The sequence below is a fragment of the Shewanella gaetbuli genome (assembly GCF_023284065.1).
GTDB classification, from domain to species: domain Bacteria; phylum Pseudomonadota; class Gammaproteobacteria; order Enterobacterales; family Shewanellaceae; genus Shewanella; species Shewanella gaetbuli.
Map to the genome: position 1 here is coordinate 52,832 of NZ_JAKIKP010000005.1, position 26,568 is coordinate 79,399.

23 protein-coding genes are annotated in these 26,568 nt (G+C 40.3%); 6 read left to right on the plus strand and 17 right to left on the minus strand.

Annotated features, from left to right (window positions below):
• Window positions 1-42 precede the first annotated feature (42 nt).
• Window positions 43-1,425, plus strand: a complete 1,383-nt coding sequence (locus L2672_RS08490; RefSeq protein ID WP_420833146.1) for a tetrathionate reductase family octaheme c-type cytochrome — start codon at window positions 43-45, stop codon at window positions 1,423-1,425.
• 78 nt (window positions 1,426-1,503) lie between these two features.
• Here the strand turns inward: L2672_RS08490 and hutI are convergent, their stop codons facing one another.
• Entirely contained in the window at window positions 1,504-2,730 is a 1,227-nt protein-coding gene (gene hutI / locus L2672_RS08495; RefSeq protein WP_248995593.1) for an imidazolonepropionase, read from the minus strand.
• A 112-nt stretch (window positions 2,731-2,842) separates the two neighbouring features.
• Here hutI and hutC point away from each other — a divergent pair, with 112 nt between their 5' ends.
• The 3 genes from hutC (at window position 2,843) to hutH (ending at window position 6,943) form a co-directional block, all read left to right on the plus strand.
• Window positions 2,843-3,550: a histidine utilization repressor gene (hutC, locus tag L2672_RS08500; RefSeq protein ID WP_248995412.1), complete on the plus strand. Its 708-nt coding sequence runs from the start codon at window positions 2,843-2,845 to the stop codon at window positions 3,548-3,550.
• Between the two features lie 181 nt (window positions 3,551-3,731).
• The gene (gene hutU / locus L2672_RS08505; RefSeq protein ID WP_248995413.1) at window positions 3,732-5,402 is read left to right on the plus strand and encodes a urocanate hydratase; all 1,671 of its coding nucleotides are present in this window, start codon (window positions 3,732-3,734) and stop codon (window positions 5,400-5,402) included.
• A gap of 2 nt (window positions 5,403-5,404) precedes the next feature.
• Window positions 5,405-6,943, plus strand: coding sequence for a histidine ammonia-lyase (gene hutH, locus L2672_RS08510; RefSeq protein WP_248995414.1), 1,539 nt, complete (start codon window positions 5,405-5,407; stop codon window positions 6,941-6,943).
• Window positions 6,944-7,079: 136 nt separating this feature from the next.
• On the opposite strand, the gene L2672_RS08515 is transcribed toward hutH, so the two are convergent.
• The gene (locus L2672_RS08515; protein WP_248995415.1) at window positions 7,080-7,646 is read right to left on the minus strand and encodes a porin family protein; all 567 of its coding nucleotides are present in this window, start codon (window positions 7,644-7,646) and stop codon (window positions 7,080-7,082) included.
• A gap of 196 nt (window positions 7,647-7,842) precedes the next feature.
• Here L2672_RS08515 and L2672_RS08520 point away from each other — a divergent pair, with 196 nt between their 5' ends.
• Window positions 7,843-9,123 (plus strand): mechanosensitive ion channel family protein, encoded by a 1,281-nt coding sequence (locus L2672_RS08520; RefSeq protein WP_248995416.1) that lies wholly within the window; start codon window positions 7,843-7,845, stop codon window positions 9,121-9,123.
• 55 nt (window positions 9,124-9,178) lie between these two features.
• Here L2672_RS08520 and L2672_RS08525 read toward each other — a convergent pair whose 3' ends face one another.
• The 5 genes from L2672_RS08525 to L2672_RS08545 all read right to left on the minus strand — a co-directional run bounded on the left by L2672_RS08525 (window position 9,179) and on the right by L2672_RS08545 (window position 13,205).
• A complete protein-coding gene (locus L2672_RS08525; protein ID WP_248995417.1) occupies window positions 9,179-9,733 on the minus strand; it encodes a lysophospholipid acyltransferase family protein in 555 nt (184 codons plus the stop codon).
• 73 nt (window positions 9,734-9,806) lie between these two features.
• Window positions 9,807-10,274, minus strand: a complete 468-nt coding sequence (locus tag L2672_RS08530) for a DUF2489 domain-containing protein (protein ID WP_248995418.1) — start codon at window positions 10,272-10,274, stop codon at window positions 9,807-9,809.
• Between the two features lie 147 nt (window positions 10,275-10,421).
• Window positions 10,422-10,982, minus strand: coding sequence for a Der GTPase-activating protein YihI (gene yihI / locus L2672_RS08535; RefSeq protein ID WP_248995594.1), 561 nt, complete (start codon window positions 10,980-10,982; stop codon window positions 10,422-10,424).
• A gap of 54 nt (window positions 10,983-11,036) precedes the next feature.
• A complete protein-coding gene (locus L2672_RS08540; protein WP_248995419.1) occupies window positions 11,037-11,699 on the minus strand; it encodes a class I SAM-dependent methyltransferase in 663 nt (220 codons plus the stop codon).
• 885 nt (window positions 11,700-12,584) lie between these two features.
• Entirely contained in the window at window positions 12,585-13,205 is a 621-nt protein-coding gene (locus L2672_RS08545; protein WP_248995420.1) for a c-type cytochrome, read from the minus strand.
• Window positions 13,206-13,459: 254 nt separating this feature from the next.
• Between L2672_RS08545 and yihA the strand changes: the two genes are divergently transcribed.
• Window positions 13,460-14,119: a ribosome biogenesis GTP-binding protein YihA/YsxC gene (yihA, locus tag L2672_RS08550; RefSeq protein ID WP_248995421.1), complete on the plus strand. Its 660-nt coding sequence runs from the start codon at window positions 13,460-13,462 to the stop codon at window positions 14,117-14,119.
• A gap of 527 nt (window positions 14,120-14,646) precedes the next feature.
• Here the strand turns inward: yihA and L2672_RS08555 are convergent.
• The 10 genes from L2672_RS08555 to polA all read right to left on the minus strand — a co-directional run bounded on the left by L2672_RS08555 (window position 14,647) and on the right by polA (window position 26,108).
• Window positions 14,647-15,252: a CPBP family intramembrane glutamic endopeptidase gene (locus L2672_RS08555; RefSeq protein ID WP_248995422.1), complete on the minus strand. Its 606-nt coding sequence runs from the start codon at window positions 15,250-15,252 to the stop codon at window positions 14,647-14,649.
• Window positions 15,253-15,297: 45 nt separating this feature from the next.
• Complete coding sequence (locus tag L2672_RS08560; RefSeq protein ID WP_248995423.1) at window positions 15,298-15,558, minus strand: hypothetical protein; 261 nt, start codon at window positions 15,556-15,558, stop codon at window positions 15,298-15,300.
• 371 nt (window positions 15,559-15,929) lie between these two features.
• Window positions 15,930-16,130, minus strand: coding sequence for a hypothetical protein (locus tag L2672_RS08565; protein WP_248995424.1), 201 nt, complete (start codon window positions 16,128-16,130; stop codon window positions 15,930-15,932).
• Between the two features lie 233 nt (window positions 16,131-16,363).
• Complete coding sequence (locus tag L2672_RS08570) at window positions 16,364-16,624, minus strand: hypothetical protein (protein WP_248995425.1); 261 nt, start codon at window positions 16,622-16,624, stop codon at window positions 16,364-16,366.
• Between the two features lie 494 nt (window positions 16,625-17,118).
• A complete protein-coding gene (locus tag L2672_RS08575; protein ID WP_248995426.1) occupies window positions 17,119-17,331 on the minus strand; it encodes a class IIb bacteriocin, lactobin A/cerein 7B family in 213 nt (70 codons plus the stop codon).
• An 805-nt stretch (window positions 17,332-18,136) separates the two neighbouring features.
• Complete coding sequence (locus L2672_RS08580; RefSeq protein WP_248995427.1) at window positions 18,137-18,331, minus strand: class IIb bacteriocin, lactobin A/cerein 7B family; 195 nt, start codon at window positions 18,329-18,331, stop codon at window positions 18,137-18,139.
• 220 nt (window positions 18,332-18,551) lie between these two features.
• Entirely contained in the window at window positions 18,552-20,711 is a 2,160-nt protein-coding gene (locus L2672_RS08585) for a peptidase domain-containing ABC transporter (RefSeq protein ID WP_248995428.1), read from the minus strand.
• Complete coding sequence (locus L2672_RS08590) at window positions 20,711-21,958, minus strand: HlyD family secretion protein (RefSeq protein ID WP_248995429.1); 1,248 nt, start codon at window positions 21,956-21,958, stop codon at window positions 20,711-20,713. The genes L2672_RS08585 and L2672_RS08590 overlap by 1 nt, the downstream gene beginning before the upstream one ends.
• Before the next feature lie 174 nt (window positions 21,959-22,132).
• Window positions 22,133-22,888, minus strand: a complete 756-nt coding sequence (locus L2672_RS08595; RefSeq protein WP_248995430.1) for a substrate-binding periplasmic protein — start codon at window positions 22,886-22,888, stop codon at window positions 22,133-22,135.
• A gap of 454 nt (window positions 22,889-23,342) precedes the next feature.
• The gene (polA, locus tag L2672_RS08600) at window positions 23,343-26,108 is read right to left on the minus strand and encodes a DNA polymerase I (RefSeq protein WP_248995431.1); all 2,766 of its coding nucleotides are present in this window, start codon (window positions 26,106-26,108) and stop codon (window positions 23,343-23,345) included.
• Between the last annotated feature and the right edge of the window lie 460 nt (window positions 26,109-26,568).

Below are 26,568 nucleotides of genomic sequence, written 5' to 3' on the forward strand. Positions count from 1 at the left end.
TGGTACCTCGAGCCAGAGGTTAAGGAGTCAATAATGAAAACCATGACACTATTAATATTTCTCGCGTTAAGTAGCCAGGCTGCTTATGGAGGTTTTACTCACAAAGAGGTGATAACGGGTCCTTTTACAAATGGCAGTGATGTGACATCTCAATGTATTGAGTGCCATCAAGATCATGCTAAAGCATTTATGAAATCCTCTCATTGGACGTGGGAGTTAAAGCAAGAGTTGCCCGGTCGAACGGTGATGCGAGGCAAAAAAAATAGTATTAATAACTTTTGTGTCGCTATAAGTGGTAATGAGCCTCGCTGTACGAGCTGTCATGCAGGTTATGGCTGGAAAGATAATAGCTTTGATTTTTTAGATATGACTAAAGTGGATTGCTTGGTGTGTCATGATACAACGGGTACGTATGTTAAAGAGCCTGCCGGAGCAGGAGAGCCTATGGCGAAGGTTAACTTAGTACGAGTTGCTCAGAATGTTGGCCAACCTGTTCGAGATAATTGCGGTACTTGCCATTTTTATGGGGGTGGCGGTGATGCGGTTAAGCATGGTGATTTAGATTCTTCTATGTCTTATCCCGATAAAAACACCGATGTGCATATGGACACGGATGGTAACGACTTTCAGTGCCAAACGTGCCACATAACTGATAACCATCAAATTACAGGTAATGCGATGGGGGTGTCTCCGAATGGGCAAGATCATATTGGTTGTGAAAATTGCCATGATAATGCACCGCATCAAAACAACAAGCTCAATACCCATACTGCATCGGTAGCGTGTCAAACGTGCCATATTCCTTATTTTGCGAAAAATGAACCGACTAAAATGCATTGGGATTGGTCTACTGCAGGCCAAAAATTGCCCGAAGTTAAAGATAAATATGGCAAAAAAACCTATATGAATAAGAAAGGTAGCTTTATATGGCAAAAAAATGTGCCGCCTCAGTATGCTTGGTTTAATGGTTCAGCAGATGCTTACATGGCTGGAGATAAAATTATCCCAGGTAAGGTAGTGAAATTAACGTATCCATTGGGCAGCATTAATGATGCTAACGCTAAAATTTATCCATTTAAAGTGCATACAGGTAAACAAATTTATGACACCAAACATAAAGTGATTATTACTCCGAAAACGTTTGGCAAGGATGGATTTTGGGATAAGTTTGATTGGGATCTTGCTGCTGAATTAGGCATGAAAGCCAATGAAACAATGACCGAAAAAGGCTTAAGTTATAGTGGTAATTATGATTTTGTTGAGACTGAAATGTGGTGGCGAATTAATCATATGGTGTCACCAAAAGATCAAGCCTTACAATGTAACGACTGTCATAACAAAGGGCAACGAATGGACTGGAAAGCCTTAGGGTATGACGGTGACCCGATGAAAAATAAACAAGGAATGCGTCATAGTATTGAGTAATTTATTGATAATAGTAGGAAAAGCTTAACACTTCAGCGGTGTTAAGCTCTTTAATGACTTGATTAATTTGTTATGGCTTTACTGCGCAATAATCTTGCCTGCTTTAATCACCTGCTCACAAGGGTTTACCCCATAGATGTAAGCTAACTCGGCGGGAGATGAAATATCCCACAAGCAAAAATCTGCCTGCATTCCCACAGTTAATTGACCTACTTGCTCTGCAAGCCCAAGGGCTTTTGCAGCATTTATGGTGACTCCTTTTAAGGCCTCTTCAGGGGTGAGCTTAAATAAGGTGCAGGCCATATTTAACATCAGTAGCGTTGAGCAAATAGGGGATGAACCGGGGTTAAAGTCGCTGGCAACGACCATAGGCACTTTATACTGACGTAATAGCTCAATTGGCGGGTGTTGAGTTTCACGTAAAAAGTAAAATGCCCCCGGCAGTAATACCGCACAGGTGCCATTTTGGCTTAAGGCTTTTACGCCGTTTTCATCTAAATACTCAATATGATCAACCGATAAGGCGCCCATTTTGGCTGCTAACTCACTGCCGCCAATATTGGATAGCTGTTCAGCATGAAGCTTAATCGCCAAGCCCGCATTCTTAGCGGCGGTTAATACCTGCTTGGTTTGTTGTAAATTAAACGCGATGCCTTCACAAAACACATCAACTGCATCGGCTAAATTATTTTCAATGACTTTGGGTAACATGTCGTTGATGACTAACTCAACATAATCATCCGTTTGGCCTTGGTATTCTGGTGGAATTGCGTGAGCACCTAAAAATGTGGTTTTAACGTCAACATGATGATGTTGGCCAAGAGTTTTTGCCACACGAAGTAGTTTAAGCTCTGTGTCAGTATCGAGCCCGTAACCGGATTTTATTTCTACAGTGGTTACCCCTTCTTTGGCGAGGGCATTTAAGCGTTTTCGACCAAGATCAAATAAGGTTTGTTCATCAGCTTCACGGCAGGCTTTTACGGTTGAAATAATTCCGCCACCGGCATTAGCGATATCTTGATAACTTGCTCCTTGTAGGCGCTGTTCAAACTCGTTAGCTCTACTCCCCGCAAACACTAAATGTGTGTGTGCATCAATGAGTCCTGGTGTTATCCATTTACCTTTACCGCGATAAACTGGGGTAGCTAAAACATCAAATTCGGGTAGATCAGCACGGGCACCTATCCAAGCAATTTTGTCATCTTTTACCGCGATAGCAGCATCATTAATAACCCCGTATGGCGAAGCTGACTGCTTGTCCATAGTGGCAATGTTGACATCAATCCAAATGTGATCCCAGTTCATAGTCCCGTTAACTCGATGTAAAAATTGATTGATAAACATTACTTGATCTAGGTTGTATATACAAGCTAGGATGTGAGTTATTATTTATTCACAATGGCGGTTTAATTGCATTATGGCCTTAGCTAAGTTTGCTGAAATTAAACAGTATATTCTTGCGCGTATTGAGTCAGGTGAGTGGCAAGAAAATGATCGTGTTCCTTCAGAAAATCAATTAACAGAGATGTTTAGTTGTAGTCGAATGACCGCACGACGAGCATTAACAGAGTTAGTTGAGTCTGGTGTGTTAACGCGTACGCAAGGTTTAGGCACCTTTGTGGCTGGGCTAAAATCACAGTCGTCGCTATTGAATATTCGCAATATAGCCGATGAGATAAAAGAGCGTGGCCATGGTTATAGTGTTAAGCAAATTGAGTTAAGAAAGGTTAACGCCACCGCAGCCATTGCCATTGCTTTGGGCTTGCAAGAAGGTAACGAGGTTTTTTATTCTGTTTTAGTACACTGCGAACAAGGTCAGCCGCTGCAATTAGAAGAGCGCTTTGTTAACCCTAGCCTTATTCCTTTATACCTTGAGCAAGATTTTAGCCAACAAACACCCCATGAATATTTATCACAAATAGCCCCATTAACAGAGGCACGCCATACCGTTGAAGCTGTAATGGCCAATAGCCAAATTCAGCAGTATTTACAGGTAGATGCCACCGAACCTTGTTTAAAAATCATTCGTAGAACCTGGTCTCGTAAAGGCGTTGTGAGTTTTGCGCGCTTAATACATCCCGGCAGTAAATTTAGGTTAGGGGGCCACCTGACTTTTAAACGCTAATTTCAATGAAAATAGCGCTGCAATCTGGTTACATCAATAGCGGCTTGCAGCGTTTGAGTATAAATAAACAACAAATAAAACAACAACTAAAACTAACAAAAGCCTCACTCTAGTTTGCTCGCTCACTTTAATCGGTTGGCAGTAAATCGAGTAAGAGGTATCAAAAATTGAAGAGGATAACATGGATAAACGACACGACCCGAGCCGCCGTATCATCGCACCCCATGGCACAACATTAAGCTGTAAAAGTTGGCTAACTGAAGCGCCGATGCGGATGTTAATGAACAACTTGCACCCAGATGTAGCCGAAAGACCAGAAGACTTAGTGGTATACGGCGGTATTGGCCGCGCGGCACGGGACTGGCAAAGCTACGACAAAATTATTGAAGTGTTACAACGTTTAGAGGATGACCAAACCTTATTAGTGCAGTCAGGTAAGCCAGTTGGGGTTTTTCGTACCCATGCAGATGCCCCTAGAGTATTGATTGCAAACTCGAACTTAGTACCGCATTGGGCCAACTGGGAGCACTTTAACGAGCTAGATAAACAAGGCTTAGCCATGTATGGCCAAATGACCGCAGGGTCGTGGATATATATTGGTACTCAAGGCATTGTACAAGGTACTTATGAAACCTTTGTGGCCGTTGCTAAACAGCACTTTGACGGTGAAGCACAAGGCAAATGGGTATTAACTGGTGGCCTAGGCGGAATGGGTGGCGCGCAGCCGTTAGCAGGCACAATGGCTGGTTTTTCAGTATTAGCGTGTGAGGTGGATGAAACACGTATTGATTTTCGCCTTCGCACTCGATATGTCGACAAAAAAGCCCATACCCTTGACGAAGCATTAGCCATGTTAGATGAGGCTAACAAAGCCGGAAAGCCGGTTTCAGTTGGCTTACTAGCGAATGCGGCAGATGTCTTTACTGAGTTAGTTGAGCGTGGCATTACACCTGATGTGGTAACCGACCAAACCTCTGCCCATGATCCATTGAACGGCTATTTACCCCAAGGATGGACGCTAGAGCAGGCCGCTGAAATGCGTACAACCGATGAAGCTGCCGTGGTTAAAGCGGCAAAAGCTTCAATGGCGGTACAGGTAAAAGCCATGTTGGCCTTACAAGATAAAGGCGCGGCAACCTTAGACTACGGTAATAATATCCGACAAATGGCCTTTGAAGTTGGGGTTGAAAATGCCTTTGATTTCCCCGGCTTTGTACCGGCATATATTCGCCCACTATTTTGTGAAGGCATTGGTCCATTCCGCTGGGTGGCCTTGTCGGGTGACCCTGAAGATATTTATAAAACAGACGCGAAAGTGAAAGAGTTGATCCCTGACGATAAGCATTTGCATAACTGGTTAGATATGGCTCGTGAGCGCATTGCATTTCAAGGATTACCTGCACGTATTTGTTGGGTGGGGCTGAAAGACCGTGCCCGTTTAGCTGCTGCATTTAATGAGATGGTTAAAAATGGTGAGCTTTCAGCGCCAGTAGTTATTGGCCGAGATCACTTAGATTCTGGCTCTGTTGCTAGTCCTAACCGTGAAACTGAATCAATGATGGATGGCTCTGATGCTGTGTCAGATTGGCCATTATTGAATGCTTTATTGAATACCGCCAGTGGCGCAACTTGGGTGTCTTTACACCACGGTGGTGGCGTAGGTATGGGCTTTAGTCAGCATTCAGGTGTGGTTATTGTGTGTGACGGTACCGATGCGGCTGCCAAGCGAGTAGAGCGAGTATTGTGGAACGACCCTGCAACAGGTGTTATGCGTCATGCCGATGCCGGATACGACATTGCTAAAGATTGTGCTAAAGCCCAAGGGCTTGATTTACCGATGGTAGGAGCATAATCATGACCGAACAATTACTAACACTAACCCCGGGTACTTTGACATTAAAGCAATTGCGACAAATCAGCCGTGAGGGAATACAACTTAAATTAGCCGATAGCGCCCTCGCTGATATTAATCATAGTGCCGAATTAGTTCAGCAAGTGTTGCAAGATGGCCGAACGGTTTACGGTATCAATACCGGATTTGGTTTATTAGCTAATACCAAAATTGCCCCTGACGATTTGCAGTTATTACAACGTTCAATTGTGTTGTCTCATGCAGCTGGTACTGGGCAAAATATGCAAGATGCCACCGTGCGTTTAATGATGGTGTTGAAAATCAACTCCCTAAGCCGTGGGTTTTCTGGCATCCGTTTAGAGGTAATTAACTTCTTAATTCAGCTAGTGAATGCGGGTGTGTATCCATGTGTGCCAGAAAAAGGCTCAGTTGGCGCATCCGGTGACTTAGCACCATTAGCGCATATGTGTTTACCATTATTGGGTGAAGGTGAGGTAAGTTACCAAGGTAAGGTTATTCCTGCTGCAGAAGGGCTTAAAATAGCGGGTTTACAGCCGTTAGAATTAGCCGCAAAAGAAGGTTTGGCATTATTGAATGGTACACAGGCTTCTACAGCGTTAGCCCTTGAAGGACTATTTAATGCTGAAGATTTATTTGCAGCAAGTTCAGTGATTGGTGCCATGAGTGTTGAAGCCGCTATGGGCAGTCGTAGCCCATTTGATGCTCGTATTCATGCCGCCCGTGGACAGGTTGGCCAAATTGATTCAGCCGCCACGTTTAGGCATTTACTGGGCGACAGCTCTGAAATCAGCCAAAGCCATGCTAATTGTGAAAAAGTACAAGATCCGTATTCACTGAGATGTCAGCCTCAAGTATTAGGCGCTTGCTTAACGCAAATAAGACAGGCTGCTGAAGTATTAGCGGTTGAGGCTAATGGGGTAACTGATAATCCGTTAGTGTTCCAAGATACTGGCGATATTATTTCTGGGGGTAACTTCCATGCCGAGCCAGTGGCTATGGCGGCAGATAATCTGGCTATTGCCATTGCTGAATTGGGTTCAATTTCTGAACGTCGAATGGCATTGTTAATTGATTCTAGCTTATCAAAACTGCCACCATTTTTAGTGGATAATGGCGGGGTTAACTCTGGCTTTATGATTGCTCAGGTTACCGCAGCGGCGTTAGCGTCTGAAAATAAAACCTATGCGCATCCGGGGTCGGTAGACAGTTTGCCTACTTCTGCAAATCAGGAAGATCACGTGTCTATGGCAACCTTTGCTGCTCGTCGATTGCGTGATATGAGTGAAAACACCCGTGGAGTATTAGCCATTGAGATGCTAGCGGCAGCACAAGGGTTAGATTTTAGAGCGCCTTTACAGCCTAGCGAAGCAGTGGCTAAAGCCAAAGCCACGTTACGTGAAGTAGTGAGCTTTTATGATAAAGACCGTTACTTTGCGCCAGATATCGACAAGGCAACAACCTTGTTAATTCAAGCTCCATTTATGGCGTATTTACCACATGGAATGTTACCTAGTCAGTAGATGATTTTGATATAACCTTGAAGGTTACTGGCTAACAAAATTAATAAAGGGCTTATGCAATCGATATGCTAAGCCCTTTATTTATGCCACAACATGAATTAAATCATGTTATTTGCAGTGAAAATTTACGTTGAGATTACATTGCCAAGCCAATACTGAATACACCGGCTTTATTGCGGGTGTCGTAACCGGCCCCTAGTGTAAACCCTTGATATACATTATAACGTAAGCCAAATTCAGCACCCCAGTCTCTATCGCGGTTTTTTTCCCAAGTCGGTTCGCCACCCGGGCCTTCGATGGGGTGAACGATATTATTGGTGTAATGCGTTTCATAAGTATAAGCGGTCGCGCCGCCATAAATGCTTAAGTCTTTGGTTAAGCTGTAACTTAATCCAAAGCGCCACATGTATTCTTTCATAAATGACTCTGCAGGCTCAGGTACTGCAATATCCGTTTTTTGACCTTTGGCGTAACCAATATAATAACCCCAGCTAGAGTATGCTGGGTCAAAATGCCGAGGTGCGAACGTCACCCCCCACATTCCTTCGGGTGTAGCAACATAGTCAACTAATACTGCTACTGAAGCTTTATACTTGGGTTGCTGAGGTTCATCGAGCCTTTCAAGCTCTGATGCTACAGTGGGTAAACTGAGCACTGACATGCCTAAAAGTATTGATAAAACCAGCTTGTTTAAATGCTTCATTTTTGTCTCCAAAACACAGGGGACGAATATTGTTTAATCTTTCATATATGTGGTCAAATGATGATGCTAAAATTGAGGCCTAAATAGGTGCTTGTAGCCTTGTTGATAACAAGCTGTGGTACAAATATCATTCAATTGGTTGCTGGTGTGTTGTCAGCTTGTTGTGAAATTCAAATTACAGTGAACGGGAAATATTGTGGATAAAGACTGGCGTGTTGAGGTGGCTTCGTGGCTTTCAAATATCGGTATAGAAAGTCAACCTAGCGATGGTACTTCTACTACGGCATTATTGATTGGATGCTTTTTATTAGCGGCAATCAGTTATGCGATTACCACCCGATATTTTGTGGTGTGGATTAATCGAATTATTCGCCGTTCAAGCGTTACCTGGGATGATATTTTTATTCGTTTCAGAATGTTTGAACGCTTAGCCTTGCTGGTGCCTTTATTCATATTGGACTTTTTACTGCCTACCATTCTGAATCAAAAAGCATTATTAAGTATCTTATTAGATAGGGGATTGAGCGCTATTTTAGTCGTGCTGATTATCCGCGCTATTTATGCTGGATTAAATGCCATTGACGAAATTGCTGATGTAAAACACATCAACCGTAACTTTCCAGTCAAAAGCTTTGTGCAATTAACCAAGCTATTTTTATTCTTTATTGGCTTAATTGTTGTTGTGGCCATTATTACCTCGCAGTCTCCGGTTTACTTTTTTAGTGGTTTAGGGGTTGCAACAGGTTTAGTGATGTTGGTGTTTCGAGACACCATTTTGGGCTTTGTGGCAGGAATACAATTAGCGGCTAACCGTATGGTGAGTAAAGGCGATTGGATTCAAATGGACAAGTATGGTGCTGACGGCGCGGTTCAAGATGTTACCTTAACCACAGTAAAAGTGCGTAATTGGGATAACACTATTACCATGATCCCAGCTTATGCATTGGTATCTGACGCCTTTAAAAATTGGCGCGGCATGTCAGAGTCTGGTGGTCGTCGTATTAAACGTTCGGTGAATATTGACGTAAACAGTATTCGTTTTTTGTCAGATGATGAAAAAGTGCGTTTATCAAAAGTGAATCACTTAAAAGCTTATTTTCCGCAAAAGCTATCTGAAATTACTCAATCTAATCAATTAATTAGTGATTTAGATATGCCAGTGAATGGTCGACGACTCACTAATATCGGCACCTTTAGAGTTTACTTGCAAGAGTATTTACGTCAGCACCCTAAAACCCATCACAATATGACTTTAATGGTGCGACAATTAGCCCCGACAACAGAAGGGGTTCCGCTAGAAATTTACCTATTTACCAATGATGTAAGATGGGCGTATTACGAAGAAATTCAATCAGATATCTTTGACCATATTTTTGCCGTATTGCCAGAATTTGGCCTGCAAGCGTTTCAAAACCCGACGGGGAAAGATATGCGCTCAATTAAGGCGACCATTGCAGAGGCGGATGTTAAGCATTAAAAACTCATGCGGGAGGCTCTCTCCCGCAAACCTTAAACCACGATTCTACTTAGCGCTATGATTGACGGTATTCTGGAATAAGCTTTTTATGACGGCCATTAATTCCGCGATAAAAATCCATTAATTGATTCATTTGCCCTTCAATATCACCAGAGGGAGTCATTGGGTTGGCGATGACGATCCTCTTGTCTTTAAAGTCTAGCCCTACAGGAATAATATCGACCCCCGCTTGAGCCGCTATATGATAGAAGCCGCTTTTCCAACGCTTCACAGGGCTTCTGGTGCCTTCAGGCGCTAACGCCAGTTTATAGTGAGGTTGTTGCTTAAATAACTGTACCGCAGCATCGACTAAATTATTATGCTTGCGCCTATCGACAGGGCTTCCGCCCATGGCTTTGAATATCCAACCCCAAGGGGCAATAAAGAGTTGGTGTTTGCCTAAAAAGTGAATTTTTGTGTTTAATGCGCCACGGGCAATAATGCCGATAACAAAATCCCAATTACTAGTATGAGGGCCAACAATGATCACGCATGATTGATTGGCGTGAATATGGCCATCAAATTGCCAGCCTAACGCGGCTAATAGCCCACGACATAAACGATTGAACATAATGCTTCCTTATTATTTTTATTGGTTTAAGGTAGCAAAACTGTTTTGTAAGGCAAGCAAGAATTTTGTTTAATTAGTGAGTTCTTGGTGCCTCAAAATGGGCGATGATTTTTGCTTCTGACAGTATATTGTCATTCAAGTCAGCTTCTGAGCGCATTCTTTCAAAATCTAGCTTCATTCTTTGTTGCTTAGGCAAGGCTTTGCGCGCTTCCATAATGGGGTGGGATTTAATAATGTCATAGTGGGTAAATAAATTCGGAAACAGAGGCGTGACTTGTTCGGTCATTGATAATGCATCAAACAGCTTACCAATTCTTACCACCCCTTCAGAAAGCTCACAGCGGTCTTCTAGCATTGCCGCAGCAATGTATCTAATGTCGGTGAGCACGCGTTGACGATGCTCGTCAGCCTTGGCTTGTCGCTCAGCCAGTGCCTGTTGATTATGGGCGGTTTGGCGTTTGAGTTTTAATAACAACATGGTGGCATAAGCGCTAAGGGCAATAATAATTAATGCGGCAATAACAATCAGAGCGGTGGTCACAAGATCTCCTAATAAAACCAATTAATACCTTTAAAAGTGGCCAATAGATCACTTACATGACATGGCTAGCGAGGATGATATTTTAATGAATTGCGTAGTGAATACCATAAAAAACTGGCGCTCAAGGCGCCAGTTTATAGGAAGTGACTAGTCTTTTGAAAAATAGTCATTGAGTATGTTTTCACCCGACTCAAATCGCGCTAATAGGTCGTCATCTGAATCGACCGCTTTGTTAGACGTTTTCGCTGGTTTTTGAGCTGATTCGGTTTCATTTAAACCGAGTTTATTCATAAGGTGCTCAATTTTATCCAGTTGGCTGTCTAACCATTTTTGATCTTCAGCGGATAACTCTCTGCCTTCTTCAAGCATATCGAGTAGCTTGTTTAGACGAGGGTCTTCTTCAAGCTTCAATAGTTTTTGCTCGTCAGTCATTTTTGGCTGTTTAGGTTTAGCTTTTTCAGCAGTGACATTGGGTTTAGCGACAGGTGCTAACGCCACTGGCTTTTTACTGCCATGACGCGGATCTGTTGATTTACCAGAAGCATTAGGTGCGTTTTGCTTTAACAAGCTCTCGTTGTGACGATTACCTGGTTTACGGCCTTTTTCGCTACGTTTACCTTCTGGGGTATTACGATCGGCTTTTTTTACTCTAGGAGCAAATTTAGGGCCGTTTTCTCCGCCCTTGCGAGTTTTTTTACTGCGCGCCATGATGTTCTCAGTTACTTTTGTAAAACAGCTCATCGAGGTTTTCACCTCGATGGATTAAATTAGGTTGCGCTTTATATCAGATTCTGATGATTTTTGCATCAAAATGAGCGCTTGCGAGGCAAATAATAGCGTAAATTCGCTGTGAAGGGCTAAATATTCAAAAGTTTGTTGCTGGTAAAAGCTCACATGAGTCGGGTTATTTTTATAATGCCATTTATTAAAGTGAGCTAACTCAGTGAGTAATGGAGTACTTATCGCAAGCCATCCACCCGGTTTTATGATGCTTGATAATAACGCCCATTCTTTTCTTGGATGCCTAAAATGCTCGAATACTTTATAGCTACAAACAAAATCATATTGTTTTTGTAGTACACGTTGATCCGCAGCAAAGAATGGGTCGTACTGATTAATAACATGACCCGCATCTTGAATCATTGTAACGCATTGTTGGTCTAATACTCGGCCAAAATTAAGACCTGATAATGAACCCGGCTGTTGTTGGTTTATTTGTGCCAGTAAAGGAGTAATAAACTGGGTTAATTGACGTTGCTTAGCCCCTTTGGGGTTACGACCATAGCGTTTTGCTTCAACGTTCGGCATAACGTGTGAACGGGGGTCGGCTGATACTAAGCCACATTGACGGCAAAGATTAAAGGCACGCTTTTTATCTTGAACAAAAAATTGAGTAGGGCTGTTACACAAAGGGCATGGAGTCATTAACTGTATTGTCACCTATAACAATGATGGCAGTATTGAGTATAAAGTGTTTTGAGTAAATTGGCATATAAATGTTAGCCGATTTTAGTTTCCTAGATAATCGCAAGGTAATTGATGTAATAGCAGTTTTTAGATTGGTTATTGAATTACAGGCAAGAAAAAAGGTGGCAGTAAACTGCCACCTTACAAACAGTGCTAAGCACCTTATTCTGATTCCAAGTTTCCATACTTGCTAAGCGACTTTCCCGGTCGGATCCTTCTTTTTTTTTCTGCTATCCGTGCATATCGTTGTTATCGGTCATCTATGACGCTTTTTTAATGTCCTGTTGTCATCCAGACTTCAGCTTCCGTAGACGGTCTTCTATGACGCATCTGATTCCTATCGTCTTCTATGACGTAAGTTTACCATCCTTGTAGAAAGTACCTTCCAGTGATATTCAGCTTCCAGCATGTGCATCCTAAGCGATTAGCTTCCTATGCCAAAGTTTGAATCATTCAAACTTTCTCCTGTTGGCTTTTTTACCTCTGTTGTGCAAGGCAGTGCTAAATAGCGTGGCGACCAATGGGTCTATTCCTTGCAAATTCATGACCTAGACTTCAAATTGAAACCATGACTCTTCTTATTATTATAGAGCGGTCTTAACATATTATTATTATTGATTAACTTTATTCTTATATCTTAAATGTAAACGTCCGAAATCTGTTTTTCATTATTATTTTTAGCCGTAAAACAGTTGGGTTTATCTCGGAACAGGGCTATTTAACCTCAAAACTGTGAATGCTGTCAAGTATTGATATCTCACAGTTGACGTAAACGTTAACTTGTAGTTAAAAATAATGGACTATAAAAGTCCATTATTTTTACGAGGTTTAAATAATCACTGATTACTTAATGCTTGAAATGTATTTAGATAATGCTTCAATATCGGCGTCAGATAACTTTTTAGAAACATCTTGCATCATGCCATTTAAGTCATTGTGACGATTTGTATCACGGAACTTATTTAGCTGAATTTTGATGTAATTTGCATGTTGTCCTGCAAGAGATGGGAAACCTGCAGCTTCCATTCCTTTAGCATCTGGGCCATGACAAGCAATACATGAGGTGATGCCGCGAGCCATATCGCCGCCTTTGTATAATGCTTCACCTGCTTCTGGTACGTCGGCAACATCAGCAACAACTAGCTTTTGTGATGCATAAAAAGCGGCAAGATCAGCAATGTCTTCATCACTTAATGCCACGGCCATACCACCCATGATTGGGTCCATACGGCCTTCTTTACCACCTGTTTGCATCGCTGAGCGGAACTCTTTCAATTGCTTTTCTAGGTAAGAAGGGTGTTGACCTGCTAATTTAGGGTACATATCAATCATGCTGTTGCCGTCAACACCGTGACAGGCAGAACATACGATTGCTTTAGTTTTGCCTGCTTCAGCATTACCTTCAGCCATAACAGGTGATGACATAGTGGCTACTACAGACAGCGCAAGAGCTAACTTTTTCATGGCGTTCCAACTTCTTGTTAATTTATTGTCCTGAGCTTACTAGGATGACCCGCAAGCGTGGTAAAATAGTTTTCCAAGCGAATTATTGCGCTCGATGATGAAAAAACATTCAAATAAGCGCGTTTTGAATCACAATGTTAAGCTTTGCTTGGGGTTATAATGTGATCTGGCTGATATTTTACACGAAAACGTGAAAAAGGCAGCACTTGAAATATAAATATGATGTTACCGATACATTTTTTCTGGAGTAAACCGTGTCTGAATCTCGAATCGACTTCCGTCAAACCAAGTTTTTAATCAGTGCGCCTGATATTGCGCATTTAGATCAATATTTACCCGGGGATGTCGGTGTTGAAATTGCCTTTGCCGGTCGTTCAAATGCGGGTAAATCTAGTGCGCTTAATGCGTTAACTGAACAAAAAAACTTAGCAAGAACCAGTAAAACGCCTGGTCGTACTCAACTTATTAATGTTTTTGCGTTAGATGATGACCGTCGTTTAGTCGACTTACCTGGTTATGGTTTTGCTCAAGTGCCACTGGCAATGAAGAAAAAGTGGCAGGCGGCACTGGGTGAGTACCTGCAAAAGCGCTCGTGTTTAAGTGGTGTTGTTGTATTGATGGATATTCGTCACCCGCTAAAAGATCTAGATATGCAGATGATTGAGTGGGCGGTAATGAGTGAGATTCCGGTGTTAGCGCTACTAACAAAAGCCGACAAGTTAGCTCAAAGCGCTAAAATGAAAACCGTGAATGACGTGCGTAAAAAACTCGCCGACTTTGGCGACTGGGTGCAAGTAGAGTCGTTTTCTTCATTAAAAGGGACCGGTAAGCCCAAAGTATTGGGCATTTTAAATAAGTGGTGTAATCCACAATGGTTGCTAGACCAACAAGCTCAAGAGCAGCAGCAGGATTAATAAATGAACGGCAGCTAAATTGGCACGGTTGAATGTTGCTACATTTATACCAATCGTGATAAATAATTGCTCATCCTAGCTTGCTAAAATTCTTGATAACGGCGTTAGATTTTTTGATGGTAGAATAACTACTTATCGAAAAAATCTGCCTTGTTCTCAAGCATTTTTCCTACGCTAATTCTAATCACTTACTTATCGTGATTGGTATTAAAGCAATGACTGATTAATTTCATTCATTGCTTTTTTTATGGCAAAAAAAACCGATAACCACAAGGCTATCGGTACAAATTTTTAGCTCTTTTGGGGAGAAGCTAAATTCAACAAGACTCAAGTGCCATCAACTCAATTTAATGACCCTCAATGTGGACATAATAACGCCATTTTTTGAAAAGTTAAAGTATTTACTCTAAAAAATTGTCATTTATTTTATAGCCAGTTAAATGGCGAAGATTTTAAAGGTTTGAACCCATTGCTTTGGTTGAAATTTGATCAGTGCAACATATAAAAGAGCGTAAGTAAGTGAGCGCTTAGTAAGTTCCTCGATTATTAGCATAATGTTGTAGTAACTTTATGATTAAAAATGTGGTTAACATCGAAACTGTTAACAACCAATCACTTTCAACACCGTATAAAGGTTGTTCAGGTAAAGCTTGGAAAATTGAGCTGTAATTTTCAATAATTTTTGAAACATTTACTCCACTTAGTACACCACCAAAAGCAACAGCGATAATAGAGTTCCATAGCCAATGAAATAGTACAGCATATTGAAACCCTAATTCATATCTCATTTGATAAAGCAAAATAGAGATTATAACCGTATTGATGAATGCAGAAAAACTAAAGCCACCGTTCAATGTGTGAGCTACTGAAAATATACATGAGTACACTAATAGTTTTATCAAACACTTACCGAATAACTCGGGTAAAACATACCTAAAGACAAATTCTTCAAAGAATGCTGCAATCAAGAAAAATATAGCCAAAATCAAATGAATCCAGCGAAAGCTATCAAGTGAAATAGTAAAATCATTACAAAGGCTGAAAACGGGATAAAATAACAATAAAAAGTACAGTACAGCGAGGGTGCTTTTTTTGTTTGTAAACAGTGAATCTATAATATATTTATTAATCATGGCTTTATCCGTTTTAAATGATTATGAGAACATTAAACACCAAAGCTATTGATCTTCATTATATTTGTTATGTATCCCATCAATATCTGGATGAGATGACAATCTACCCAAAAACTGTATTAACCCATATTTTCGACGAATATACTCTGAAGTGATAATCCCGGCAGTGCTTCCAATAATCATGCTGAATATTAAATTATCACTAGCCCAATATCCTCCTACCCCGAATAGCATAGCAGGAGGAATAAATACCCAAAGCCAAAATAGTAAAATAACAATAGAAGAAACAAACTTTTCAAAACTCATAATGCTTTCCTTATTTTCATAAAAGCGTCTTCATTGTGATACCTTATAGTTAACAAGATTTAGTATTACTTTTTGACAAATGAATTTGTTTTTTTATAAGCTTAGACACTTGATATGTGAAAATTTTTTGCCAGCAGAAAGATATACACAACAGTATTCCTCCAATCTCTTTAGGGACGCTATCTGAAATAACAAAGCCATAAAATAAGCCCGTGAATATCATTATGCTTGTTGTGAGCTCCCAATTAAAACTTTTTACTGAGCTCAATTGTCTTTCTACAAATGTCATTAGCATGCTTAACTTTCCTATGATACGTGGTCTAAATGTACCTCAGTTGAACTGAGGTACAGGTTTTAATAAGTGTTATTTTTTAATAACCAATACATGCACCATATGCCCATCCCCAAAGTCCTGCTGCTCCCCATGCCGCAGCCCCACCACTTCCAATAGCTGCAACGGTACCTCCAACTGCTAATGTAGATGCAACTATACATTCAAGACTTGCGCGCTCACCTCCATTCACCTGCTCAATTTCATCAAATGTGAGTTCTTCAATTTTAGAATTTTGCATAATATCTTCCTTAATTTACACTGTTTAACGTTGTGTTTGCCTAAGTACTTAGTAACTCGATGAGAGTTACTGAGACTTAAGCGACTGACCAAGGGCGCGGTTTCTGGCTAAGGTTGCCGTGCCCTTGTTTTTAACCAATGAGGTGTTTGTGTTTGAAAAAGTCTGATAATTAGCTAACTTGGCTGTGAGTGAAATAAACTAATCATTTTTCATGTAAATATAAAATACCAAAGCTATTGATTTTCATTGTATTTTTTATGTGAGCCATCAATATCTGGATGAGATAACAATCTACCCAAAAACTGTATTAACCCATATTTTCGACGAATATACTCTGAAGTGATAATCCCAACAGTGCTTCCAATAACCATGCTGAATATTACATTATTACTAGCCCAATATCCTCCTACCCCGAATAGCATAGTAGGAGGAATAAATACCCAAAGCCAAAATAGTAAAATAACTATAGAAGAAACAAACTTTTCAAAACTCATGAAATCCCTCTTCTCTTTTTTATATGAAACAATCTACTTTAAAAACAGGAATAAACCAGAATTTAAAAATCGTACATACCAATACTGTTCAGTAAAAACACATTAAGTTTCCAATTTTTGAGTTGTTGTAACGTTATCTTCAGACAAAAAGTAACCTTATAATTTGTTAATTCAAATTTAAGTTATTAGAAATGAAGTGAGCATTAGAATAGTTCCTAAAAAACTGAGAATATTCAGTTTAACATTGTCAGATTTGAAAGACATATTTGATGATAAAAATGAAACGTTTTTGGTAGTAGGCAACAAAAAAATAAACAATCCTATCGATAACAATATATTAGGCCAGCTTCCCCAGTTAACAACAATATTAGTAATTAATATGAATTCTAAGAAAAATAACGCTATATAGAAATTCTTTTTAGCTAACATAAATCAACCTCCATTTATACAGCTAGCACCAAAAAATTGATGCTAGCTGTTTTATTTATCGTTTATTAATTAGGGTGAAAAAAATCATACGCGTTTCGGCCCAACCATGAACCTAATCGACCAGCGCCAAAAAATGTAGCAGTTTCGTACGCTGTTTTAAAAGTAGTTGCTGCAACAGCGATTACAGCTCCTCCATATCCTAAAGCAAAAAGAGCACCTCCTCCATTCACCTGCTCAATCTCATCAAATGTGAGTTCTTCAATTTTAGAATTTTGCATAATATCTTCCTTAATTTACACTGTTTAACGTTGTGTTTGCTTAAGTGCTTAGTGACTCGATGAGAGTTACTGAGCCTTAAGCGACTGACCAAGGGCGCGGTTTCTGGCTAAGGTTGCCGTGCCCTTGTTTTTAACCAATGAGGTGTTTGTGTTGATTATGTTGAACAAGACACTTCATTGTTTAAAATCCTTTTATTTCTTCATAGCGCTAATGGGCTAATTAGGTTTCACTGGTAAATTTTTGTAACTCGTCCTGCGTGTATACTTTGCCTTGGTGCATAATCAATAGCCGTTGGGCTTGTTTTATAGTTTCAGGGCGGTGGGCAATAATAATACGCGTGATATCAAAGCTTGAATATCACAGTCATTATATTAATCTGATCATTACACATTCATTTTTAATTATTTTTTTCTATTATTACGGTAAAGAAAATGATCAAGCTCGGAATAACAAATAAAAACAAATCTGCGGAGCTTAACTCATTATCTTGATTTAATGAAAAATACTGCCAATTCAATAAGCACAACATTGCAGTGACTGTTGACACGATTTTTTTGCAAAACTTTTTTATGCTCATTATTTCATATCCTCTTACTTTTTATTTTAATAACAAAGCCTATAATAAGCACTAAAGCTGAAATAAATAACCCTCCAGGTATAATCACCTCTAGTGGGATGTCGTTAATAAATGCAAGTAAACACCCAATAAAAATACAAAATAAGTAATAAATATATAAGCTAGGTTTCATAAATACTCCTAATAAAGCAGCCTTACCGCTGAATAAGGCTGCTTATTTTGTTAACCTACTTTGATGATAGCCAGTCCAAAAGGCCATAAGTTCCTACTATTAATCCAGCACCACTTAATAAGTGCCCTCCTAAAGTAGCACTGCTTAAATGACTAGCTAAAGCAATACCTGCACCTATAACAGGAGCTATTCCACCATTCACCTGCTCAATTTCATCAAATGTGAGTTCTTCAATTTTAGAATTTTGCATAATATCTTCCTTAATTTACACTGTTTAACGTTGTGTTTGCTTAAGTGCTTAGTGACTCGATGAGAGTTACTGAGCCTTAAGCGACTGACCAAGGGCGCGGTTTCTGGCTAAGGTTGCCGTGCCCTTGTTTTTAACCAATGAGGTGTTTGTGTTGATTATGTTGAACAAGACACTTCATTGTTTAAAATCCTTTTATTTCTTCATAGCGCTAATGGGCTAATTAGATTTCACTGGTAAATTGTTGTAACTCGTCCTGTGTGTATACTTTGCCTTGGTGCATAATCAATAGCCGTTGGGCTTGTTTTATAGTTTCAGGACGATGGGCAATAATAATACGTGTGATATCAAGGTGTTTTATTTGCTCACTGATTTTGGCTTCGTTATCGACATCAAGATGACTCGTCGCTTCATCCATAAACAATATTTTGGGGTGTTGATATAGGGCTCTGGCTAATAGAAGTCGTTGTACTTGCCCGCCGGAAAATTGGCTTCCCATATCACCTACCAAGGTGTTATAGCCCATGGTCATGTTGCGAATATCATTATCAATGGCGGCCATTTGGGCGCATTGTTGCATGCGTAAATAATTGGGTTCAGGGTCAAAAAAAGTTAAGTTGTCTGCTATAGAGCCAGAAAGAAGCGTGTCATCTTGCATAACCGCGGCAATATGTTGGCGATACTGGGTTAAGCCAATTTGAGTGATATCTTGCCCATCCAGTAAAATTCGTCCATGTGTTGGCGTAAGCAGTCCGAGCATGAGTTTTACCAAGGTGGTTTTGCCGCAGCCTGAACCACCAACTATGGCTACTGACTCATTTGCGTTAATGGTTAGTGATACATCATCAATAACCTTGGGGTCATTTAAGCTATATTGATAACTTACATGTTCGAGTGTTAGTTTTCCTATGACCTTATTTAGCGGTGTTAAACTGTCTCTGTTGGCTTCTTGTTCGTGTAGGGCGATATCTGAAATTCGGTCTAGATGTAAACGCAGCATGCGAAACAGAATAAGCTGTTCAATTAGGCTGGCAAATCGCTCGGTTAGTTGGTTTTTATAGGCAATAAAAGCCAGAACCATGCCGATGGTGAGGCCACCACTCATTACAATGGTGGCCGCTAAGTAGATTACAATAATGTTTTCAAGACCAAACAATAGTTTGTTCATGACATCAAAACTGATGCTGAGCTTTCCTAATCGAATATCGGCATTGATGACTTCACTATAACGATTTTGCCATAAACTTTGACGTTGTGGCTCACAGGTAAATAGCTTGATGGTTTGTATGCCACGAATATTTTCTAAAAAGTTAGTTTGCTCTTTGGCGCTAGCTTGAATTGATTCTTCTGTTGCTCGATGAAAGGGTTGGTATAAAGCAAATCGCAATAAGCCATAAGTAATAACAGCGGCCACAACGACTAAAGTCAACTTAACACTGTAAATTAGCATCATAACTAATACAGCAATAGACATTACCCCATCAACAACAGTTTCAACTAACCCCGTTGTTAATCGTTCTCGCACTTGGGCTAATGAGCCAAAACGCGACACTAAATCACCAATGTGGCGTTTTTCAAAATAGCTCATGGGTAATCTAAGTAAGTGGCGTAATAAATTAACGCCCATTTGCATATTCAGTAGGCTTGATACCCTTAGTATTAACCAGCTGCGTACCCCTGTAGTGATGACATTTATTAACGCTAATAAACCAAAGCCTAACGCCAGTACAATAAGCAGTGGTTTATCTTGGCTAATAAGCACTTCATCAACCACCCACTGCATATAGTAAGGCGCTACCAAGGTAAATAGTTGCAATAATACAGAAAGTACAAAAAGTGTTATCAATACCCTTGTTAGCCCGTTGATTTTGCCCCAGAGTTGACTTAAACGCATTTGCTGGCGTTCATCTTGCTGTTTAAACTCTTTAGTGGGCGTGAGCTCAAGTGCTATGCCGGTAAAGTGTTCGGCAAACTCTGTAAATGTTAGCTTCTTCTTTCCTATGGCTGGGTCATTAAGGGTAACGCCAGACTTTGTCACGCCAGTAAGCACAACAAAATGATTCATGTCCCAATGCAACACGCAAGGAATTGCAAGTTTACCTACTTCCTCAATAGGGCATTTTAGTGCCCGGCTTGCAAGCCCAATGCTGTCACTTATTGCTATCATTTGTTGCAAATTCATCCCTTTTAAATCTGCACTAAAGCGTTTTCTAAGTGCCACCATGTCAAGTTTGTGGCCATAAAAGCTGGCTACCATGGCTATACTCGCTAAACCACATTCGGCCATTTCAGCTTGCAGAATAAGTGGTACGCGCTTATTACCTGAAAACTCTAGCAGTTCGATAGCAGAATCATTAGTTGTATTAACTGAAGAGGGGCTCATTATCCTACTCTCCCTTCAAGGCTGTATATGGGGTCAAGCAACCAGTCAAGTAGAGAGCGTTTGTCTAGCACGATGTCGGCCTCAAGCAACATGCCACTCTTTAGGGGAAACTCATCTCCATAAGCCAACATGTTTTGTTTTGATAGCTGTGTTCTGATGCGGTAAACAGGCTCTGATAACGCTATAGGTACTTGAGCTTCACCATCAAGCATCAATGCTTTATCAATTCTGGATATATGACTTTCAATAAAACCAAAACGTTGATACGGAAATGCATCAAACCTTAGCCGAGCTTCGTCACCTGTTTTGACAAATCCTGCGCTTCTAGTCGGTAATAGTAGTTCTGCAACTAGATTGGCACCTTGAGGAATTAAACTCATTAGTGGTCGATTAGTAACAATAAACTCACCTTCTACCACTTGAATTGCTGCGACGGTTCCAGCTTCTGCGGCGCGAATGACATATCGGTAATTATTTTCGGTTTCGTCGATTTGGCGCTTTAACTCTGAGCGACGCCTTGCCATATCACTTTCTTTTAAAGAATATTGTGCAGGGAGCAATTGTAGTTCAGCGTAGGCGGTGTTTAATTGAGTGGTAATTTGAACCCGATTCGATTTTAAGTTTTCAATCTCTTGCTTGATATTAATGAGTTTTTCTTGCTGAGTTTGAAAGTCAAGTGTTGATAAGTAGCCATCTTTATATAGTTTCTCATGTTGCTTTTGCTGAGATAATTGTAATGCTAATTTGTTAGTTAATAACGCTTCTAAATTTGAGTTTACATCTAAAGCTGCTTGGTGATCTGCAATAGCTGTTTTAAGCTTTGCGGTGTCATTTGTAAAAATAGAGTGATTCACTTTTTGTTCAGCAATTAGCAAGTTTAATTGCAGGGTTAACTCATCAATTAATGATTCGCTTAACTCTTCACCCGATAACATACTTCGGCGTAACACAATGGTGACTAAGGGCGAACCTTTGCTAATTTTATCTCCCTCTTTAACATGTAGCTTTTCAATGTTTCCACTGCGATTAGCATAGGTTTTTATTAAGCCTTTGTCTGGAACTAGGTATCCTCGTACCGTTTCTTTGCGGGAATAATATGAAAAAGACAAAAACACTATGATAGCGATAATAATTGCAAGTAAGGTTGCCGTTGAGACATAAATAGAAATAGGCTGCGCTAAAGAGACATCTCCATGCAGTTTTTGTTGCTGGTTATCGATAGCTTGCTGTCTGAAGAGTCCATTCATTATATACAGCCCTGATGTTCAAAATTAATCAAGAAATTACGAATGACACGAATTCAGGGTGATGTCTTCTTAAAAAGTATTATTAAAATTTTTAAAAAATAATGTAGGCATTCGCTAGCGGCGTTTGCGAGCGACATACTGAGTGAGCTTTGTACTGTTTGATTAGGCGGCTCTTTATTCAATTAGCTGCTTAGGAACAGGTAAATTGTAGTGTTTAAAATATTTATCAATGGCCTGGTTTTGGCGATATTCTTGCATTTTTTCTAGCACTTTAGGATAAACATTAGCAATGTTAGATTTTGTTGGAATGCTGATATATAAAGGGTTGTCGAACGTGTCCACGAAGGTTAACTTTTCAAACCTATCTTTAAAAAGTCGCTCACTGTGAGAGTGTGAAGTAACCACTAAATCAACCCTACTCAGTTCTAACATGCCAATAAGTTGCTCTGTATTGCTCACTAAGGTCAGTATTCTGGTGTCTAATGTGGCAAACGTAGGAGAGTAAAAGTTACCCCTAATAGCGCCTATGTTATAACGACTGATATCGTCATAAGAAAAAGCATCACCCTTGAGTGTGGGTGACTTATAAAATGACAAACTTCGAGTGTAATGGCCGTAAACGATGGGTTGTAAAAATAACTCCCTTTCTTTGGTCATTGAATGCCGGATTAATAAATCCACATTACCGCTTTTCGCCTCTTTGATTGAGCGGATCCAAGGGGCATTAATCCATTTTATTCCATATCCTAGTTCAGAAAAGATATCTGTCACTAAATCTGGAATAGCGCCCACACACTTCTCACCATCAAAAGAGAGTTCTGGTGCGTAATCGCGGCAGTGAGCAGTGATAACATTAGCTGTTGAAAATGCAGAAAAACTGAGTGTTAAGATGCAAGTAATTAGATAACTGGCTTTTACTGATAATCTCATTTGCGAAACCTAATTGTTTTTGTTTTTTGGGTTAATAACGGCAAATTGATGGCGGTTAAAATGGATAAATTAACTATAGCAGTTATTTCATTATTGGCTCGGTTTGGGGAAAATCTTGCGGGTTTATCATCAATGGAAGAGAGTTAACGTTGGAAAAAAGCCAAAAAAAAGCCCCAGCAATTTAAGTTGCTGAGGCGCCGAATCTGGCTTGTCACTATCGCTAGTGAAATAAAGGTTTGAAAGATTGAACATCTTAACCTCTGTACCCTACGCCAAGAATAATACTTCATTAACCCTAAAATAGAAAACTGTTTTTCATTTTAAGCGACAATAATGTGATGTTTGCCACATGTTATGTTGTGTTCACTGATATTTGGCAATAAAAAAACCGTACTTATCCATTATTTTGGTTAAGTACGGTTGTGAAGCTGTCTTGTGTGGCTAAGGTTTAACGCTAGTGGGCTTCGTCCCAGTTATCGCCAATGCCTGCTTCTGCTAGAAGTGGTACATCTATGCTGGCGGCTTCGGCCATTAGCTGGCATACCTTTTGTTGTAGTGCATCTGCTTTGTCAGCATCAACTTCAAATACGAGTTCATCGTGAACCTGCATGATCATCGATATTTCACCCTGAGTATCTTGCTGAATCCAGTTTGCTACTGCAATCATGGCCTTTTTAATAATGTCAGCCGCAGTGCCTTGCATAGGGGCGTTAATGGCTGCACGTTCAGCAGCTTGGCGGCGCATGGCGTTGCGGTCATTAATTTCTGTTAAGTAGAGGCGACGACCAAACAGTGTTGATACATAGCCTTGCTCAGCAGCATCTGCTCGGGTGTCTTCCATATATTTTAGTACACCAGGGTAACGAGCAAAATAAGTGTCGATATATGTTTGTGCTTCATTACGTGGAATATCTAATTGTTTGGCTAACCCAAATGCCGACATCCCGTAAATTAAGCCAAAATTAACGGCTTTAGCGCGTCGACGTTGTTCGGTGGTGACTTCTTCAAAATGCACTCCAAATACTTCCGCAGCGGTGGCTCTGTGAATATCTTTACCTTCAGCAAAAGCGCTAAGTAAGCCTTTATCTTGTGATAAATGTGCCATGATGCGTAATTCAATTTGTGAGTAATCGGCTGCGAGAATTTTGCGCCCTTCAGGGGCAATAAACGCTTGGCGAATACGGCGGCCTTCTTCAGTACGAATTGGAATGTTTTGTAAGTTTGGATCACTTGACGATAAACGCCCTGTAGCGGCGTTAGCTTGATGATAACTTGTGTGTACTCGGCCGGTGGTTGAGTTCACCATTAGTGGAAGCTTATCGGTATAGGTGCTTTTTAGCTTGGCTAAACTACGGTGCTGCAGAATGATTTTCGGCAACGGATAGTCTAATGCTAACTCAACTAATACATCCTCTGCGGTAGAAGGTGCCCCCTTAGGGGTTTTCTTTTTAACGGGATACTGTAATTTCTCAAAAAAGATGGTTTGCAGCTGCTTAGGTGACGCTAAATTAAATTTTTCACCAGCAATTTCATAAGCCTCTTGTTCAAGCTTATCAAGCTTTTGAGCAAGCTCATCACTTTGTTGGCTCAGCAGCATTGAGTCAATTAATACACCTTGACGCTCAATACCGGATAACACTTCAATTAACGGACGCTCTAAGTCGTTAAACACGGTAGCCAAGCTGGTTTCTTTTGCTAATCTTGGCCATAAGTGTTGGTGTAGTCTTAAGGTAATATCGGCGTCTTCTGCAGCGTAAGGGGCAGCGGTTTCTAGTGGGATCTGGTTGAATGTCAGTTGTTTTGCGCCTTTACCCGCAATTTCTTCAAAACTGATATTTTTATGGCCTAAATATTTAAGGGCTAATCCATCCATGTCATGACGAGAGGCCACTGAATTAAATACATAAGACTCCAGCATAGTGTCGAATCGAACGCCACCTAGGGTTATGCCAACATTCGCGAAAATGCTTATGTCATATTTAAGGTTCTGGCCAACTTTTTCAGGCTTGTTACCTTCTAAAATAGGTTTTAATTTGGCTAACGCATCAGCAGCATTTAACTGCTCTGGTGCATCAACATAATCATGCCCTAAGGGTAAATAGGCTGCTTTGCCTGCCTCAACTGCAAACGAAATACCTACCAACTTTGCATCCATGTAATTTAAGCTAGTGGTTTCAGTATCAACGGCAATGAGTTCGGCTTGGGTTAGGGTTTTAATCCATTCATCTAACTGGTCTTCAGTTAAAATGGTTTGATAATCGGTTTCTGTCACCGCAATCACTGCAGGTTCATCGGCGTTTTCTAAGGTTGCAGCGGTATTCTTACTGGTGGGGTTTTTATTGTCTAATACTTCCGCTAACCAGCGTTTAAACTCCATTTCACCATAACAGGCTATAAGCTCATCACGGTTTTGAGGCTTGATATCAAGTTGCTGCCAAGTGTGTTCAAGCGTTACGTCGGTTTTAATTGTGGCTAGCTCGTACGATAATTTCAGCATATCAGCATTATCGATAATTTTGGTCGGCATAGTTTTTGAGCCTCTAAAGCCCACTTCAACAACGGCTTGAGGGTCAGCGAGCAGTTTTTCCACACTACCAACACCCGTTAACATTGCTAATGCTGTTTTTTCGCCAACCCCTGGTAACCCAGGAATGTTATCCGCTTTATCGCCCATTAATGCCAGAAAGTCGATGATAAGTTCTGGGCCAACGCCAAATTTTGTTTTAACTTCTTCTGGCCCCATGATGGTGTCGGTCATGGTGTTAATTAGTGTGACATGTTCATCAACTAATTGGGCCATGTCTTTGTCGCCGGTACTGATTAAGGTTGCTCGACCTTCTTTACTGGCCTGCCTTGCTAATGTGCCAATAACGTCGTCGGCTTCTACCCCTTCAATACTGATTAATGGCAGCCCAAGTGCACGAATGATGCGGTGCAATGGCTCAATTTGACTGCGTAAATCATCAGGCATGGGGGGGCGCTGTGCTTTGTATTCCGCATACATGTCGTTACGGAAAGTTTTTCCTTTTGCATCAAACACCACTGCAATGTGTGAAGGCTCATAGCGAGTTAACAAGCTACGTAGCATATTAACTACACCATAAACGGCACCCGTAGCTTCACCTTTAGAATTGGTTAAATGAGGCGGCGCGTAATAGGCACGGTAAAGATATGATGAACCATCAACTAAAATAAGCGGGTTATGGGCAACTGTAGGCATAATATGAGTTCGTTTTTGCAAAGATTAATGAAAAATTCTGATAAGGAATATAGCACGAAAACAAGGAAGAATGTTTGAAGTTAGTGTCTTGGGAGGCATTGCTATCAAATAAGCACAAGTGTTTTTCACAGCCTGTGGATAAGTCTGTGAGTGATTTAATATGATTAATAGGATACTTTTTAAAACGACTTGAATTTAAAGTTGTAACTTATTGATTTTATAGCTTTTAATGTTTTGTTGTGAGCGGTGTATAAATTTGGCATCTCTCTTGTTGAATGTGGACTTTTTTATTTTATGCTATTTGGCTAACATCAAATTAACTGAATTTTCAAGATGATTTTGAAGTTTTTATATGCTTAATATACATTCCTCAGAAGCACTTTATGCTGAAATATATCAGTGAAGAAATTTAGCAATGAGCTAAGTTAGCACGTTTTTTAATCAGATCAAGCGTTTTGTT

Excerpts from the sequence above, each read along its gene's own strand:
- hutI (WP_248995593.1), bottom strand. The coding sequence starts at position 2,730 with ATGAACTGGGATCACATTTGGATTGATGTCAACATTGCCACTATGGAC.
- L2672_RS08555 (WP_248995422.1), bottom strand. The coding sequence starts at position 15,252 with ATGATTAATAAATATATTATAGATTCACTGTTTACAAACAAAAAAAGC.
- hutC (WP_248995412.1), top strand. The coding sequence starts at position 2,843 with ATGGCCTTAGCTAAGTTTGCTGAAATTAAACAGTATATTCTTGCGCGT.
- polA (WP_248995431.1), bottom strand. The coding sequence starts at position 26,108 with ATGCCTACAGTTGCCCATAACCCGCTTATTTTAGTTGATGGTTCATCA.
- L2672_RS08590 (WP_248995429.1), bottom strand. The coding sequence starts at position 21,958 with ATGAATGGACTCTTCAGACAGCAAGCTATCGATAACCAGCAACAAAAA.
- L2672_RS08595 (WP_248995430.1), bottom strand. The coding sequence starts at position 22,888 with ATGAGATTATCAGTAAAAGCCAGTTATCTAATTACTTGCATCTTAACA.
- L2672_RS08580 (WP_248995427.1), bottom strand. The coding sequence starts at position 18,331 with ATGCAAAATTCTAAAATTGAAGAACTCACATTTGATGAAATTGAGCAG.
- L2672_RS08585 (WP_248995428.1), bottom strand. The coding sequence starts at position 20,711 with ATGAGCCCCTCTTCAGTTAATACAACTAATGATTCTGCTATCGAACTG.
- hutH (WP_248995414.1), top strand. The coding sequence starts at position 5,405 with ATGACCGAACAATTACTAACACTAACCCCGGGTACTTTGACATTAAAG.
- L2672_RS08525 (WP_248995417.1), bottom strand. The coding sequence starts at position 9,733 with ATGTTCAATCGTTTATGTCGTGGGCTATTAGCCGCGTTAGGCTGGCAA.
- L2672_RS08540 (WP_248995419.1), bottom strand. The coding sequence starts at position 11,699 with ATGACTCCATGCCCTTTGTGTAACAGCCCTACTCAATTTTTTGTTCAA.
- L2672_RS08515 (WP_248995415.1), bottom strand. The coding sequence starts at position 7,646 with ATGAAGCATTTAAACAAGCTGGTTTTATCAATACTTTTAGGCATGTCA.
- yihI (WP_248995594.1), bottom strand. The coding sequence starts at position 10,982 with ATGGCGCGCAGTAAAAAAACTCGCAAGGGCGGAGAAAACGGCCCTAAA.
- L2672_RS08545 (WP_248995420.1), bottom strand. The coding sequence starts at position 13,205 with ATGAAAAAGTTAGCTCTTGCGCTGTCTGTAGTAGCCACTATGTCATCA.
- L2672_RS08560 (WP_248995423.1), bottom strand. The coding sequence starts at position 15,558 with ATGAGTTTTGAAAAGTTTGTTTCTTCTATTGTTATTTTACTATTTTGG.
- hutU (WP_248995413.1), top strand. The coding sequence starts at position 3,732 with ATGGATAAACGACACGACCCGAGCCGCCGTATCATCGCACCCCATGGC.
- L2672_RS08490 (WP_420833146.1), top strand. The coding sequence starts at position 43 with ATGACACTATTAATATTTCTCGCGTTAAGTAGCCAGGCTGCTTATGGA.
- L2672_RS08575 (WP_248995426.1), bottom strand. The coding sequence starts at position 17,331 with ATGCAAAATTCTAAAATTGAAGAACTCACATTTGATGAGATTGAGCAG.
- L2672_RS08570 (WP_248995425.1), bottom strand. The coding sequence starts at position 16,624 with ATGAGTTTTGAAAAGTTTGTTTCTTCTATAGTTATTTTACTATTTTGG.
- L2672_RS08565 (WP_248995424.1), bottom strand. The coding sequence starts at position 16,130 with ATGCAAAATTCTAAAATTGAAGAACTCACATTTGATGAAATTGAGCAG.